The sequence below is a fragment of the Aeromonas sp. 95A genome (assembly GCF_051919235.1).
GTDB lineage: Bacteria > Pseudomonadota > Gammaproteobacteria > Enterobacterales > Aeromonadaceae > Aeromonas > Aeromonas veronii.
Window position 1 is genome coordinate 18565 of sequence record NZ_JBQBFC010000001.1, and the last position, 16077, is coordinate 34641.

At 56.3% G+C, this 16077-nt stretch carries 9 protein-coding genes; 7 read left to right on the forward strand and 2 right to left on the reverse strand.

Features of this window, described 5'->3' with window-relative positions:
* Positions 1-10 precede the first annotated feature (10 nt).
* Positions 11-409, forward strand: coding sequence for a nuclear transport factor 2 family protein (locus ACTG2U_RS00085; protein ID WP_439973840.1), 399 nt, complete (start codon positions 11-13; stop codon positions 407-409).
* A gap of 91 nt (positions 410-500) precedes the next feature.
* Here the strand turns inward: ACTG2U_RS00085 and ACTG2U_RS00090 are convergent, their stop codons facing one another.
* Together ACTG2U_RS00090 and gltB are read right to left on the reverse strand one after the other, a co-directional pair.
* Positions 501-1916, reverse strand: a complete 1416-nt coding sequence (locus tag ACTG2U_RS00090; protein WP_064341967.1) for an FAD-dependent oxidoreductase — start codon at positions 1914-1916, stop codon at positions 501-503.
* Between the two features lie 12 nt (positions 1917-1928).
* Positions 1929-6386: a glutamate synthase large subunit gene (gltB, locus tag ACTG2U_RS00095; protein WP_439973841.1), complete on the reverse strand. Its 4458-nt coding sequence runs from the start codon at positions 6384-6386 to the stop codon at positions 1929-1931.
* 611 nt (positions 6387-6997) lie between these two features.
* On the opposite strand from gltB, the gene ACTG2U_RS00100 reads away from it, so the two are divergent.
* From ACTG2U_RS00100 to ACTG2U_RS00125, 6 genes are all read left to right on the forward strand, one after another.
* On the forward strand, positions 6998-7927 hold the full coding sequence (locus ACTG2U_RS00100) for a TIGR01212 family radical SAM protein (RefSeq protein WP_005337371.1): 930 nt from the start codon (positions 6998-7000) through the stop codon (positions 7925-7927).
* A gap of 377 nt (positions 7928-8304) precedes the next feature.
* The gene (locus tag ACTG2U_RS00105; RefSeq protein ID WP_106843946.1) at positions 8305-10449 is read left to right on the forward strand and encodes a type I secretion system permease/ATPase; all 2145 of its coding nucleotides are present in this window, start codon (positions 8305-8307) and stop codon (positions 10447-10449) included.
* The gene (locus ACTG2U_RS00110) at positions 10442-11875 is read left to right on the forward strand and encodes an HlyD family type I secretion periplasmic adaptor subunit (protein ID WP_335812239.1); all 1434 of its coding nucleotides are present in this window, start codon (positions 10442-10444) and stop codon (positions 11873-11875) included. The genes ACTG2U_RS00105 and ACTG2U_RS00110 overlap by 8 nt, the downstream gene beginning before the upstream one ends.
* A gap of 37 nt (positions 11876-11912) precedes the next feature.
* Positions 11913-13229 carry a TolC family outer membrane protein gene (locus ACTG2U_RS00115; protein WP_058059334.1) on the forward strand — a complete coding sequence of 439 codons (1317 nt, stop codon included), beginning with the start codon at positions 11913-11915 and terminating at the stop codon, positions 13227-13229.
* Between the two features lie 135 nt (positions 13230-13364).
* Positions 13365-14117, forward strand: coding sequence for a transglutaminase-like cysteine peptidase (locus ACTG2U_RS00120; RefSeq protein ID WP_005350994.1), 753 nt, complete (start codon positions 13365-13367; stop codon positions 14115-14117).
* Between the two features lie 3 nt (positions 14118-14120).
* Complete coding sequence (locus tag ACTG2U_RS00125) at positions 14121-16046, forward strand: EAL domain-containing protein (RefSeq protein WP_088869235.1); 1926 nt, start codon at positions 14121-14123, stop codon at positions 16044-16046.
* The last annotated feature ends 31 nt before the right edge of the window (positions 16047-16077 follow it).

The following is a 16077-nucleotide window of genomic DNA, read 5'->3' on the forward strand; positions in this document are numbered from 1 at the left end:
GAGAGTGAGTATGGAATTGAACACCATGGAGCCAAAAGCAGTGGTAGAGGCCTATTGGCAGGAGATGCAGAGCAATGACTTTGCGAAGGCGGCAAGCTGGCTGGGAGATGATTTTTTCTGTGACTGGCCCCAATCGGGAGAACGGATTGTGGGGCGAGAGAACTTCATCAAGATCAATCGTCGCTACCCCGCAGCTGGCCTGTGGCGCTTCGAGATTGTCCGTCTTCTGGCACAAGGGAGTGAGGTGGTCAGTGAGGTGCTGGTCAGCGATGGGGTCGTAAATGCTCGCGCCATCACATTTCACCATGTTGCGGAAGGTAAAATTCAACAGCAGACCGAGTATTGGCCCGATGAGTATGCCGCGCCAGAATGGCGCAGTTCTTGGGTTTGTCCGATGCCAAAGAGTTAGCCATCGCTATTCACTGGCGGCATGTCAAAGAAATCAGCCCCGCATTGGCGGGGCTGATAGTGAAAGTGCATCACGGTCTTGGCCGGTCGGATCAGACCGCCAGATAGTCCATGATCCCTTCGGCCGCCTTGCGCCCTTCGTAGATGGCGGTCACCACCAGATCGGAGCCACGTACCGCGTCGCCACCGGCGAACACCTTGGGGTTGCTGGTCTGGAAGGCATACTCCGCCTGCTCGCGGGCCTTGATGCGATCCCGGTTGTCGAGCTCGATGCCGAACTCCGCCATCCAGGGCTGGGGGTTGGGCTGGAAGCCAAACGCCATCACCACCGCATCGGCAGCCAGCACCTGCTCGGAGCCCTCGATGATCACCGGATTGCGGCGGCCATTGGCGTCGGGTTCACCCAGCTCGGTGCTCACCACCTTGATGCCGACGGTGCGACCATGGGCATCCAGCTCGACAGCTACCGGTTGCAGGTTGAACATGAATTCAACCCCCTCCTCGCGGGCGTTTTTCACCTCCCGCTTGGAACCCGGCATGTTCTCCTCGTCGCGGCGATAGGCACAGATCACCTTGGCGGCCCCCTGACGGATGGCGGTACGTACACAGTCCATGGCGGTATCGCCACCGCCCAGCACCACCACCTGCTTGCCGGCGAAGTCGATATAGTCGGCTTGCGCCTTCTCGAACCCCAGCAACCGGTTGGCGTTGGCGATGAGGTAGGGCAGGGCATCATAGACGCCCGGCGCCTCTTCGTTGGCAAAGCCGCCCTTCATGTACTTGTAGGTGCCTACCCCGAGGAAGACCGCATCGAACTCGCCGAGCAGATCGGCGAAGGTGACATCACGGCCCACCTCGGTCTCGAGACGAAACTCCACGCCCATCCCTTGGAATATCTCGCGGCGACGCTGCATCACCTCTTTTTCCAGCTTGAAGGAGGGGATGCCGAAGGTGAGCAGGCCACCGATCTCCGGATACTTGTCAAACACCACCGGGGTGACGCCGTTGCGTGCCAGTACGTCGGCGCAGGCGAGACCCGCGGGGCCGGCACCAATGACGGCGACCCGCTTGCCGGTCTTGACCACGTTCGAGAGATCGGGCTTCCAGCCCATCTCGAACGCCTTGTCGGTGATGTATTTTTCGATGTTGCCGATGGTCACCGCGCCGAAGCGATCGTTGAGGGTGCAGGAGCCCTCGCAGAGGCGATCCTGCGGGCAGACCCGACCGCACACTTCCGGCAGGCTGTTGGTCTGGTGGGAGAGCTCCACCGCCTCCAGAATGCGCCCCTCTTTGGCCAGTTTCAGCCAGTTGGGGATGTAGTTGTGGACCGGACACTTCCACTCGCAGTAGGGGTTGCCGCACTCGAGGCAGCGATCAGCCTGCATCTGTACCTGCGGCTGATTGAAGGACTCGTAGATCTCCACAAACTGGATTTTGCGGATCTTGAGCGGCTTCTTGGGCGGGTCGACCCGCTGGACATCGATAAACTGAAATACGTTCTGGCTCATAGGGTTCCCTCCTTATTGCGCCTGGATTCTGAGTTCTGCACTGGAACGGCTGGTGTGACCCAGCAGCGATTTCACGTCGCTGGACTTGGGTTTGATCAGCCTGAACTTGGGCACATAGGAGTCAAAGTTGGCCAGGATCTCCTCGGCGCGCGAGCTGCCGGTCTCATTGAGGTGCGCCGTGATGATGCCGCGCAGGTGCTCCTGATGGATGGCGAGATCCGCCACGTCCAGCAGTTCCACCAGCTCGGGGTTGGTGCGCTTGGCGAAGTTGCCGCACTCGTCGAGCACGTAGGCAAAGCCGCCGGTCATGCCCGCCGCGAAGTTGACGCCAGTCTGACCGAGCACGGTGACGATGCCGCCGGTCATGTATTCACAACCGTTGTCGCCAATTCCCTCGACCACCGCCAGGGCGCCTGAGTTGCGCACCGCGAAACGCTCGCCGGCAGTGCCCGCGGCGTAGAGTTTGCCGCCGGTGGCGCCGTAGAGGCAGGTGTTGCCGATGATGGCCGCTTCATGGGATTTGAACGCCACGCCGACATGGGGCTTGATCACCAGCTTGCCGCCGGTCATCCCCTTGCCCACGTAGTCGTTGGCGTCACCGGTGAGGATCATCTCAAGGCCACCCGCGTTCCAGACGCCGAAGCTCTGGCCCGCGGTACCGTTGAAGTGCACCTTGACCGGATCCGCCGCCATCCCCTGATTGCCGTGACGTTTGACGATCTCGCCCGAGAGGCGCGCACCCACCGAGCGGTCGGTGTTGCGAATGTCGTAGCGGAACTCGCCACCGCTTGAGGTTTCCACCGCTTCCAGCAGATCTTCCACCATCTTGAGGTTGAGCGGCCCCTTGTCGAAGGTGGGGTTGTGCTGCTGGCTGAACAGGCTGGAGCCTGCTGGTGCTACCGGACGGGCCAGAATGCCAGAGAGATCCAGCTTGGCCTGACGAGCGGTGAGGCCGGGCAGGGCTTCCAGCAGATCGGTGCGGCCAATCAGGTCGGTCAGCTGGGTGACGCCGAGCTGGGCCATCAGCTCGCGGGTCTCTTCGGCGATGAACTTGAAGTAGTTCATCACCATCTCCGGCAGGCCGGTGAAGTGCTCGCGACGCAGCTTCTCATCCTGAGTGGCAACGCCGGTGGCGCAGTTGTTCAGGTGGCAAATACGCAGGTATTTGCAACCGAGCGCCACCATGGGGCCGGTGCCAAAGCCGAAGCTCTCGGCGCCGAGGATGGCCGCCTTGATGATGTCGAGGCCGGTTTTGAGACCGCCATCCACCTGCAGCCGCACCTTGTGGCGCAGACCGTTGGCGACCAGCGCCTGCTGGGTTTCAGCCAGACCCAACTCCCACGGGGAGCCGGCATATTTGACCGAGGTGAGGGGGCTCGCGCCAGTGCCGCCGTCATAACCGGAGATGGTGATGAAGTCGGCATAGGCCTTGGCCACGCCGCAGGCGATGGTGCCGACGCCAGGCTCGGAGACCAGTTTCACCGACACCAGACAGCTCGGGTTGATCTGCTTGATGTCGAAGATGAGCTGGGCCAGATCCTCGATGGAGTAGATATCGTGGTGCGGCGGCGGCGAGATCAGGGTCACGCCGGGCACGGAATAGCGCAGCTGGGCGATCTGGGCGGTGACCTTGTCACCGGGAAGTTGGCCACCCTCGCCGGGCTTGGCCCCCTGCGCCACCTTGATCTGCACCACATCTGCGTTCATCAGGTAGTGGGGGGTGACACCGAAGCGGCCGGAAGCCACCTGCTTGATGCGGGAGTTCTTCTCCGTACCGAAGCGCTTGGGATCTTCGCCCCCTTCGCCGGAGTTGCTCTGACCACCGAGGCGGTTCATGGCGACAGCCAGCGCCTCGTGGGCCTCAGGGCCGAGGGCACCGATGGACATGGCGGCGGAGTCGAAGCGGGGGAACAGCTTGTCGGCCGGCTCCACTTGATCCAGCGCGACCGGATTGTCGACTTTCTTCAGGGCCAGCAGATCGCGCAGGGTGGCAACCGGGCGCTCGTTCACCAGACGGGCGTACTCCTTGTAATCGGCATAGTTGCCGGAGCGCACCGCGGTTTGCAGGGTCTGCACCACATCCGGGTTGTAGGTGTGGTACTCGCCGCCGTGGACGAACTTGAGCAGGCCGCCATGGGGGAGGGGCTTGCGCACCAGCCATGCCTGACGGGCCAGATTGTGCTGATCCTGCTGGATGTCTGCAAAATCGGCACCCTGAATACGGCTCGATACGCCGCGGAAGCAGGTATCGACCACCGATTTGGCCAGACCCACTGCTTCGAACAGCTGGGAGCAGCGGTAGCTGGCGACCGTGCTGATGCCCATCTTGGACATCACCTTGTAGAGCCCCTTGTTGATGCCGCTGCGGTAGTTGACCATGGCTTGGCGCAGGGACATGGTGAGCACGCCCTCTTCAACCTGTTTGGCCAGGGTTTCGTAGGCCAGATAGGGGTAGATGGCGGTCGCGCCAAAGCCCAGCAGCACCGAGAAGTGGTGCGGATCGCGGCAGCTTGCAGTCTCCACCAGAATGTTGGCGTCGCAGCGCAGGTTGTTGTCCACCAGGGTGCGCTGCACTGCACCCACCGCCATGGCGGCCGGGATCGGCAGGGTGTCGGCGCTGATATCGCGATCCGACAGCACCAGCAGCACGGTGCCACTCCTGGCAGCGGTTTTGGCCTCGTTGCAGATGCGCACGATGGCCGCTTCCAGCCCCTCTTCGGGCTTGAAGTTGAGGCTGATCACCTGATGACGGTAGTACTCACCTTCCAGTGCCAGCAGCTGGTGGAAGTCGGAGTAGAGCAGAATCGGCGACTGGAACAGCACCCGGTGGGCGTGGCCGAAGGTCTCGTTGAAGACGTTCTGCTCGCGACCGATACAGGTGGCCAGCGACATCACGTGGTTTTCCCGCAGCGGATCGATGGGCGGGTTGGTCACCTGGGCAAACATCTGGCGGAAGTAGTCATAGAGGGTACGCGGGCCGGAGGAGAGCACCGCCATCGGGGTATCATCCCCCATGGAGCCCACCGCTTCCTGACCATTTTCACCGAGCACCCGGATGATCTGATCCAGCTCCTCGAAGGAGTAGCCAAACAGCTTCTGATAGGTTTTCAGCTGGTCGTCGGAGAACTCGCGGCTACCGGTCTGGCTGTCGTCCATCTGCTCGAAGGGGACCAGTCGGCGGCAATGTTTATCCATCCACTGCTTGTAGGTGTGGCGGTTTTTGAGATCGTCATCGATCTCGAAGCTGGTCCACACCTTGCCGTTGCTGGTATCCACCACGAACAGCTCGCCCGGGCCGACCCGGCCCTTCTCCAGCACTTCGTCCGGGGTGTAGTCCCAGGTGCCGACCTCGGAGGCGAGGGTGATGAACTTGTCCTTGGTGATGACGTAGCGGGCCGGACGCAGACCGTTGCGATCAAGTGCGCAGGTGGCGTAGCGACCGTCGGTCATGACGATACCAGCGGGGCCATCCCACGGCTCCATGTGCATGGAGTTGAAGTCGTAGAAGGCGCGCAGGTCGTCATCCATGTTCGGGTGTTTTTGCCATGCAGGCGGGATCAACAGGCGCATGGCGCGGAACAGGTCCATACCACCGGCGAGGAAGAGATCCAGCATGTTGTCGAGGCTGGAGGAGTCAGAGCCGGTGGTGTTGACGAAGGGAGCCGCTTCCTGCAAATCGGGGATCAGCGGCGTCGCAAACTTGTAGCTGCGTGCCTTGGCCCACTGGCGGTTGCCGGCGATGGTGTTGATCTCGCCGTTGTGGGCCAGATAGCGGAACGGCTGGGCCAGCGGCCAGCGCGGGCTGGTGTTGGTGGAGAAACGCTGGTGGAAGACGCAGATGGCCGCCTGCATACGGATGTCGGCGAGATCCAGATAGAAGCGCGGCAAGTCCACCGGCATGCACAGTCCTTTATAGACGGTGACCAGGTTGGAGAGGCTGACCACATAGAAGTAGTCGTCGTTGACTCGCTTTTCGATGCGGCGGCGCACGATATAGAGGCGGCGCTCGAGATCCTTGTCGACCCAGCCGGGCGGGGCGTTGACAAAGACCTGTTCAATGCTGGGCAGGGAGGCTTTTGCGATAGTACCCAGTACGTTGGTATCGACGGGCACCTTGCGCCAGCCGACCAGACTCAGGGTCTCTTTTTCCAGCTCTTCGTCGATGATGTCGCGGGTCTGCTGGGCCAATACGGGGTCAGGGTTGAGAAACAGCATGCCGACCGCATAGTTGCGGCCAAGGTGCCATCCCTTCTCCTCGGCGACAGCTCTGAAGAAGCTGTCCGGTTTTTGCAGCAGCAGACCGCAACCATCGCCGGTCTTGCCATCGGCGGAGATCCCGCCGCGGTGCTGCATGCGAGCCAATGCTGACATCGCGAGACGGACAAGCTTGTGGCTGGCTTCCCCTTCCATGTGGGCCAACAGGCCGAAGCCACAGTTATCCCTCTCCAGCTTTGGATCATATAGTGACATTGCATTTCTCCCTTGCTCGGCCTTGCATCGCACAGTCATCACCTGACTGCATAAATTGCGATTGGCTCTTGTGGTTCCGTCTGCCTGACGTGGCGAATCTCCAAACTAATGGGATTTTCTGGCGAGGTCAATCGCAGGTCAGGTTTGTCTTCATGGTTACATTCGCATAACAAAATGTCGGGTTAGGGGGATTCGCTCGCAGTTATGGAGTATTTATTCTGTGTTGCTTGATTTTGTTGGTTAAATATATCGCCATTGACGGGCTCAATGGTGCGCTCGGCGACGATGGGCGAATGTAGTAATTTTACCAACCCGATGTGGCCGACAGCGGAAGGGATCACATTTTCAATATCCCATGCTTGCAATTGTGTGCTGTCGGGTCTCTTTGAATTTTTCATTGTTCAACAGTGGGTTATCAGGTCTCATTTTCATATGGATGTTTACTGTTTGAATCGTCAAAGAACTGTAAAAATCCTTTTTTTGCGCTTTTTCTCTATATTTATTCAAAATTGGTCGGGTATTTATATGTTTTCCCCTCTCCGCTAGCTTGATCCAGCTCAGCCCCTGTTTTGCGCAAGCTCGTACAATGGCGCTCCTTTAGCGGAGGTGTCATGCAGTTACACGAACTCGTCAATACATTCGGTCAGGATCTCAAGCAGCGTCATGGTCAGAAGATCCACAAACTCTCCATCCACGGGGCCTTCACCTGCCCGAACCGTGACGGCACCCTGGGCCGTGGTGGCTGCACCTTCTGCAACGTATCCTCTTTTGCTGACGAGTCGGCTCAGCAACTCTCCGTGGTGCAACAACTGCTGGCTCGCCGGGACGAAGTCACCCGTGCCAAGCGCTATCTTGCCTATTTTCAGGCCTATACCAGCACCTATGCCGAGGTCGAATATCTGCAGCGGATGTATGAAGAGGCGCTGTCAGTGAGCGATATGGTGGGGCTCTGTGTGGGCACTCGTCCCGATTGCGTGCCGGATGCGGTGCTGGATCTGTTGGCGGGCTATCAGGCCCGGGGTTACGAGGTGTGGCTGGAGCTCGGGCTGCAAAGCGCCAACGACAAGACTCTGCAACGGATCAACCGCGGCCATGGTTATGCCGCCTATGAGGATGCGGTAAGACGTGCCCATCAGCGCGGCATCAAGGTATGTGCTCATCTGATCGTCGGCCTGCCGGGCGAAGTGCCGATGGACAGCCTCGATACCCTGCATCGCATCGTTGAGACCGGTGTTGAGGGGATCAAGTTGCATCCGCTTCATGTGGTAGAGGGCAGTACTCTCGGCAAGGCGTGGCAGGCGGGGCGCCTTGAGGTATTGACGCTGGAGCAGTATGTGGAAGCCGCTGTCGCCATGATCCAGCACACGCCGCCCGAGGTGGTGTATCACCGGATTTCGGCCTCCGCGCGCCGTCCAACTCTGTTGGCGCCAGCCTGGTGTGAAAATCGCTGGACGGCCATGGCGGATATTGCCAAAGCACTCTCATTGAGCGGCCCGCAAGGTCACGCGTTGGGCAGACCCTTCATACTTCCTGACCTATAATTGAGCACCAGATTATTATTTTCACGTAAAACATAGGGTTATATAAAAAACTTCATACCCTAAACTATAGTTTTGGTACGTGCCGGTTGATATAGTGGTGCGCCATAATAAATGTCATTATCAATTAACTCCGACATTCACCCTGATTGCAGTGTTAGCATGGTATTGATGAGCCGATTATTTTTACCAATAACGAATCATGCCGCCATTGCTGCTGTGCCGGGAAATTGGCGATGAGTGTCGCGATCTATCTGGACAGGTTTATCCCCTGATCAGTCTCATCAGCGGGAAGGCCACTCGGTTTTAGCGTGGCTATAGCAGGGAAATATGAGCGATGAACGCTCTTATCTACCTCATTTATGCAGTGACAGGATGCTATGCAAGCAGAAACAAGTCGTATTGATGAGTTATTGGAGTGTCTGGTCTTCTTGACCCGTTTTTATGGTGTGCCCAACAGTCAGGATGCCCTGACGACCGGGTTGCCACTGGTCTCCGGACGCCTGACAACCGCACTCTTTTGCCGTGCTGCCGAGCGGGGCGGGTTATCCGCCCGTGAAGTGATACAGCCACTGGCTGATATCTCTCCCTTGCTGCTGCCTTGTGTATTGCAGATGCGCAGTGGTGGCGCCTGCATTTTGCTGGAGTGGAACGAAGATCGCAGCCAGGGGAAAGTGATTTTCCCGCAGGCCGGTGATGCCGCGCAATGGCTGACTTCAGCCCAGTTGGGTGATGAGTATCTGGGGCGCCTCTTCTATGTAAAGAAGCAGTTCAAGTTTGACGAACGCTCGCCCAAGGTGCTTGAAACCCGTGATGGACACTGGTTCTGGAGCACCTTGTTCGAATCCCGCGGCATCTATCGCGATGTGCTGATCGCCTCCATTCTGATCAACCTGTTTGCCATCGCCAGCCCTCTTTTCACCATGAACGTCTATGACAAGATTGTGCCCAATCTGGCGTTTGATTCACTCTGGGTGCTGGCGGTCGGGGCTATGGTGGTCTTTACCTTTGATTTTGTGATGCGGCAGTTGCGCAGTTACTTTATCGATATCGCTGGCAAAAAGTCTGATGTGCTACTGTCCGCCAAGATTTTCGCCAAGGTGATGGGCATGAGGATGGAGTCTCGTCCCGCTTCCACTGGCGCGTTCGCAAAACATCTGCAGGAATTTGAATCGGTGCGGGAGTTTTTCACCTCCGCAACGGTTTCTACTCTTATCGATCTGCCCTTTGCCGTCTTCTTCCTTTTTATTATCTGGATGTTTGCAGGCGTAATGGTGGTGGTTCCCATCGTCGCCATGCTGATCCTCATCGCCTACAGCTTTTATATTCAGGAGCCCCTCAAGCAGTCCATCGAAGAAGGGTCGCGCCTTGCGTCCCAGAAGAACGCCAACCTGATTGAAAGTATTTCCGGGCTGGAAACCGTCAAGATTTTCGGCGCCGAGAGCATGTTCCAGCATCGCTGGGAACAGGCCGTTTCCCATATTTCCACCTGGGGCGTACAGACCCGCCGCATTACCAACTCCATGTCCTCGCTAGCCAGTTATATCCAGCAGGTGGTGACGGTCGGTCTGGTGATCGTCGGTGTTTACCAGATCTCAGAAGGTTTGGTCACCATGGGGGGCATGATTGCCGCCGTGATGCTCTCCAGCCGCGCCATTGCGCCCATGGTGCAACTCTCCGTGTTGTCGACCCGTTATAACCAGGCCAAGTCAGCACTGGATATTCTGGAAAAAATCATGCAAACCCCGGGGGAGCAGGAGGAGGGCAAGCAATATATCCATCATCCGGTGATTGCCGGTCGCATTGAATTTGAAAATGTATCCTTCAAATATCCGGGAATGGAAACCAGCACTCTGCACAATATCAATTTGCGCATTCAGCCGGGCGAAAAGGTGGCGATTATCGGCCGGATTGGGGCGGGTAAAACGACCCTCGAGAAGTTGTTGATGGGACTGTATCGACCGACCGATGGCTCGGTACGTATCGACGGCTTTGAACTCGATCAACTGCCACCTGCGGTGATCCGTCGCAATATCGGCTGTGTTCCGCAAGATGTCATTCTCTTTTTCGGATCGGTGCGGGACAACATCATGCTGGGTAATCCGCTGGTGGATGATGTGAGAGTCTTGCGCGCAGCCAAGCGGGCGGGTGTCACCAACTTTACCAACCGGGATCCTAACGGGCTGGATCGGCAGATAGGCGAGGGTGGCCGTCAGCTATCCGGTGGCCAGCGTCAGTCGATCCTGCTGGCACGCGCCCTGCTCAATGATCCCCCCATTCTGGTGATGGATGAGCCGACCTCCAACATGGACAACCAGTCCGAGATGCAGGTCAAACAGGAGCTCGCCAGACTGGGCCCGGAAACCACATTGATCCTCATCACTCACAAAACCTCGATGCTGGATGTGGCATCGCGAGTGATCGTTATCGAGCAGGGGCAGATCGTTGCTGATGGCCCCAAAGAGGTGGTGTTGCAGCAGTTGAAGGAAGGCAAGGTGCGCGTGCAGGAGGTGTCCCATGGTTAAGGGGCTCATGGACTGGTTCAAGCGCAGCAAAAAGATGCCTTCCGGCGAGGTATTGCCAGCACCCGAGCATCTGGAGTTTGTCGATGACGGCGCGGCAGCTGTACTGCTGACCACGCCGACCGGAGCTCGCATCCTGTTGTGGTGCTGTTTCCTCTTTTTCATGAGTGCCATCGTCTGGGCGGCCTGGGCCGAACTGGATGAAGTCACCGTGGGTCAGGGCAAGGTTATTCCATCCCGTCAGCTGCAGGTGATCCAGAACCTGGAAGGGGGGATCGTCAAAGAGATCTTCGTCAAAGAGGGAGATATCGTCGAAAAGGGGCAGCCGCTGCTGCGCATTGATGACACCCGTTTCCGCTCCGACTTTAGAGAACGGGAGCAAGAGGTCGTCACCCTGAAGGGGGATGTGGCCCGTCTGCGCGCCGAGATGGCCAGCGTCGAGGTGAAAAACGACCCGGCACTGGGGTGGCGTGAACAGGTCGTGGTAGGTGAAGCGCCAATCCAGTTTCCCGATGGTTATGAAACCGTCTTTGCCGAATACGCACACCGTGAGCGGTCTGTACAGCGGGATCGCCTCAATAACCTGAAGAACCAGCTCTATATTCTTGGTCAGCAAATCGAACAGAAAGAGCAGGAGCTGATTGAACTGAATGCCAAGATCCGCACCGTGAATCGCAGTGTGGATCTGGCCAGACAGGAACTGAATATTAGCCGCCCGTTGGCGAAAGAAGGTATAGTGCCTCAAGTGGAGCTAATCAAGCTGGAGCGGCAGGTCAACGAGATGCAGGGGGAGCTGGAGAGCAACCGTCTGCTGATCCCAAAACTCAATTCGGTACTGCGTGAGACCATCTCCAAGCGTAATGATATTGCGCTAAAATTCAGAGCAGACTCCCAGACTGAACTGAACGAGAAGCAGGGGCGACTTGGCCAGTTGTCAGAAGGGCAGGTTGGCTTGCGAGACAGGGTCGACAGGACCAGCGTGATTGCACCGCTCAAGGGCACCATCAAGAAGCTCAAGATCAACACCCTGGGCGGCGTGGTTCAGCCCGGCATGGATCTGATGGAGATTGTGCCGCTGGAGGATACTTTGCTGGTAGAAGCCAAGGTGTCACCGAAAGATATCGCCTTCCTGCGACCGGGGCTGGATGCCATCGTCAAGATTACTGCCTACGACTTTACAATCTATGGAGGATTGCATGGCAAGGTTGAACAGATAAGTGCGGATTCTATCCAGGATGAGGAGGGGAACTCCTTTTATCTGGTTCGTGTTCGAACAGAGAAGAGTTACTTGGGCGATGAGCTTAACGCACTTCCCATCATCCCCGGTATGTTAGCCAGTGCTGATATCATTACTGGTAAAAAAAGTGTCCTAGACTATTTGCTTAAGCCGATTTTACGGGCAAAGCAGTCGGCACTGAGAGAACGATAAGCCAACAATCTAAAAACAAAACATGACTGGAGATAACATGAAAAAAACGATTGTTGCCATGCTGGTCAGTGGCTGCATCCTGATCCCGAGTTTGGGTCAGGCCCAGACTCTGGAAGAGTCGGTGGCACAGACACTTGCTACGCATCCCAAGATAAAGGAAGCGTTTGATCTGTATCAGGCACGACTCTATCAGCATGATGGAGCCAAGGGTGGCTATTATCCTACGATCGATCTGCGTGGCGGCGTAGGCTATGAAAAAACTGATAGCCCTTCAACGCGTCGTGATCCAACTAGTGATGACTCGTTGACTCGCAAAGAGGCTGGACTCAGCCTGCGGCAAATGTTGTTTGATGGCTTTGATGTCAGCAACAACGTCTCCAGAACCGAAGCAGAAGCCAATGCCCAGCGTCTGGCGATGATCTCTGAAGCAGAGAATACCGCGCTTCGAGTAGCTGAGGTCTACCTCAATATGCTGCGTCAGCAGGAGATCCTGGAGCTTTCCAAACAGAACCTGGAAACCCACGAACAGATCCGCAGCGACATCAGCAAGCGGACTGATTCAGGGCTTGGCTCTACTGCGGATCAGACCCAGATTGAAGGTCGTGTTGCCAGGGCCTATTCAAATCAGGCTGCGGCTGAAAACAACTATCGCGACGCAGAGAGTGAATTTATTCGTGTCGTGAACGAGGTGCCCAAAGATCTGGTTCAGCCGGTTCCCAATACCGAACTTATCCCGACCAGCCTCGATAGTGCGCTGAAAACGGCGACCGAAGTCCACCCGACCCTGCTCTCTTCCCTGCAGGATATCGAAGCGGCCAAGTATCAACATGAAGGCGCCAAATCCGGTTTCTACCCGAATGTAACATTCGAGGTCGATCAGAACTGGAATGAGGATATCGATGCGGTAAAAGGGCGCAACGATGATCTGACCGCAATGGTGCGGATGCGTTACAACCTGTTCCGTGGCGGTTCTGATGTGGCAGAGAGCAATGCAACATCGGCGCTCTATTCTCAGGCGAAAGACATTCATTTGAATGCGTTCCGCCAAGTGGAGGAAGGCACTCGTCTGGCCTGGAACGCGAAAGAGTCGTTGGCCAAGCAAAAGACCTTCCTGAAAGAGCATGTTGACGCCAGCTATGACACCGTACAGGCGTACAAGAAGCAGTTTGGGTTGGGTCAACGGACATTGCTGGACGTATTGAACACCGAGAACGAACTGTTTGAGGCGCGTCGCAGCTATATCACTGCCGAGTATGATGCACTGCTGGCGGACTATCGCATTCTCAACGCGACAGGCAGCTTGCTCAATGCATTTAGCGTCAAACAACCCGCTGAATGGCAGGCCAGGCAATAACCGTTTGTTCATGATCCCGCAGGGATCATGAACGCCAACATGGTGACTGCTGCTGGCAGTCACCATGTTTGGCTAACGCAGGTTGTTGTACGGGCTTTGAGGAGTGCAGTAGTAATAATGCAGCAGGAATATGACGTGACACTCCAGCGTGGTACCGGTAGCCGATGGTGTTATCTTCTCAATGAATGGAGATACCGATCGCTACGCGCTTTGCGCCACTCCTTATGGATCCTGCTGTTACCCTTCTCACTTCTGCTCTGTGCCAGTCAGCCTCTGCCACAGGAAGATCTCAACTTGATCAAGCGGGCGGAGCAGACCTATGGCGCCAGAGCCGGCAAGCGTGTAACCAGTTGGCGTATGTTGGTCATGGAGACGAAGGGCAGGGCCCTGAGCGAAGAAAAAAAGCTTGAGCGGGTTAATAATTTTTTCAATCGGATGCGTTTTATTGACGATATCAAGTTGTGGCGCAAAAAGGATTATTGGGCAACCCCGCTGGAATTTTTGGGAGCCGCCGGGGGAGACTGTGAAGATTTCAGTATCGCCAAATACTCTACGCTGCTCGAGCTTGGGATCCCGGATGATAAAATGCGGATGGTGTACGTCAAGGCTCTTGATTACAACCAGTTTCACATGGTGGTGGCATATTATGAGACACCCTCTTCCGTTCCGGTGATTTTGGATAATTTGATAGGCTCGATTCGCCCTGCCACACAGCGGCGTGATCTGGTGCCTATTTACAGTTTTAACGGTAGTCACTTGTGGTTGATGAAGGCACGAGGCCAAGGGGAACTGGCTGGTCAATCATCCCGCTTGGGATTATGGAATGATTTACGCAATCGCATGACCTCGGGGCGATTGGCTCGGCCAGTGGTGAATTTGGATGATTAACCTATGACGCTCTATCGACAGTTATTAGCCACTATGCTGCTGCTGTTTGGATTGTTATTTGCGGCCACATACTGGGTGCAATTCAATTCAACCCGCACTTATCTGGCGCAGCAACAGGAAACAACGGTCATCAATACGGCAACCTCACTGGGGCTTGCGCTCACCCCCTATCTGGAAAACGGTGACAAGGTTGGTGCCGAGTCGGTGATCCAGGCCATTTTTGATGGTGGCTATTATCGACTGGTTCGCCTTGATCTGCTGGCATCAAAGGATGTCATCGAGCAGGAAAATACCAACAATATTCAGGGGGTGCCGCAGTGGTTTGTGAAATTGGGACTGTTTCCTGAGGTATCTAACGAGTCAATTCTGACGTCTGGCTGGTTGCAGCTTGGAAAATTAAAAGTAGTGGGTCACCCCGGCCAGGCTTATTACGAGTTGTGGCGTGGGATGAGTGAGCTGGCGAGCTGGTTTCTGGTCGGCTTTTTGATCACCACCATTTTGTTGATGAGAGCACTCAACTACTTGCTCAAGCCACTCAAACAGATCTGTGATCAAGCCGTAGAGATCGAGCTGCACCATTTCGGTCATACGATCCCGGAGCCTAAAACTCATGAATTGAAGCAGGTCGTTCAGGCGATCAACACCCTCTCAAGCAAGTTGGCGTTGCAGTTCAAAGAGCAAGCCGATGAGGCCGAGAAATTGCGTGAGCGGGTTTATGTCGATGCCGTGTCGGGGCTTGGCAACCGAGCCTATTTTGTGGGTCAGGTAAACGCATGGATAGCGGAGGCTGGCCAAGGTGGCGTCATGCTGGTTGCGGTCGACATGCTGGATGATATCTATCGCGATGAAGGCTTTGCTGCCCGTGACAACATGGTCAAATCGATAGCTCAGGCTTTGAAAGAGCAATTAAAAGGGTGGGATGGCGCCGCCTTGGCACGGATCTCCGCGACGGAATATGCGCTGCTCTGTCCAACTGACGATCTGACTCAGCTAAAAGAGTTGGCTGAAGTGATTAATAGCCGCATTGCTGATCTGGTGGTGAATCCAATGGGCGAAGGGGATGCGCTCTCCGTCATTGGTATTGCCGGTCGTGATGGCAATGATGATCTCTCTGCCTTGTTGACCAAAGCCGATAATGCGCTTGGCAAGGCGCGCAATGAACGCCGCGGTGCTGTGGTGATGGAAGGGGGGACTGAGCAAGGTTTGATGGGGCGTTTGGCCTGGCGAGATCTGGTACAAGATGCCATTTCACGTCAACTTTGGCGCTTCAAAGCCCAACCAGCTTGCCGGTTTGATAATGGAGCAAGGTTGCATGCCGAGCTGTTTGCTTCTATCTCTCGGGATGGCACAGATTATTTTGCCGGTCAGTTCTTGCCCGCGATTGAACAGTTCAAATTGGGGGGCGAGTTTGACCAGGCGGTGCTTGATGCTTGCGTTCCATTACTGCAAAAACAGTCTGATCTGGTACTGGCGATCAACATCACTGCTGGCTCGCTCTGCTCGGATGAGTTTTTAACCTGGCTGACGCGCTATCTGACCGAACATGCAGAGCTCAAAGAGCGGTTGTTATTTGAAATACCTGAAGCTGCCATCATGAAACATAAAGACAACGTGGCTGCGTTGGTGGGCACCTTGCAAGCTCATGGCTTCCAGTGGGGGGTTGACCACTATGGTCGTCACTTCCAGTCTCTGGGCTATCTGGAGGAGTTGTCGCCTGCTTATGTCAAGGTCGATCACGGTTATACCAGTCAGGTCATGGAGCCGGGGGCAGACACCTCATTCCTGGCAGCAGTGTGTCGCGCCGCACACAATGCCGGTGTGACCACCATTGCGACCCGTGTCGAGGATCAACATCAAGTGGAACTGCTTTCCAAGTTGCATATCGATGGTTACCAGGGATTTGTTCATCCTGCCTTCCCATTATCTTGAACTAAATGCTGAAAATGGCCCCGATAGGGGC

What these genes read in the sequence shown, in the direction of transcription:
- ACTG2U_RS00085 (WP_439973840.1), top strand. Translation starts at nt 11, where the DNA reads ATGGAATTGAACACCATGGAGCCAAAAGCAGTGGTAGAGGCCTATTGG.
- ACTG2U_RS00090 (WP_064341967.1), bottom strand. Translation starts at nt 1,916, where the DNA reads ATGAGCCAGAACGTATTTCAGTTTATCGATGTCCAGCGGGTCGACCCG.
- gltB (WP_439973841.1), bottom strand. Translation starts at nt 6,386, where the DNA reads ATGTCACTATATGATCCAAAGCTGGAGAGGGATAACTGTGGCTTCGGC.
- ACTG2U_RS00100 (WP_005337371.1), top strand. Translation starts at nt 6,998, where the DNA reads ATGCAGTTACACGAACTCGTCAATACATTCGGTCAGGATCTCAAGCAG.
- ACTG2U_RS00105 (WP_106843946.1), top strand. Translation starts at nt 8,305, where the DNA reads ATGCAAGCAGAAACAAGTCGTATTGATGAGTTATTGGAGTGTCTGGTC.
- ACTG2U_RS00110 (WP_335812239.1), top strand. Translation starts at nt 10,442, where the DNA reads ATGGTTAAGGGGCTCATGGACTGGTTCAAGCGCAGCAAAAAGATGCCT.
- ACTG2U_RS00115 (WP_058059334.1), top strand. Translation starts at nt 11,913, where the DNA reads ATGAAAAAAACGATTGTTGCCATGCTGGTCAGTGGCTGCATCCTGATC.
- ACTG2U_RS00125 (WP_088869235.1), top strand. Translation starts at nt 14,121, where the DNA reads ATGACGCTCTATCGACAGTTATTAGCCACTATGCTGCTGCTGTTTGGA.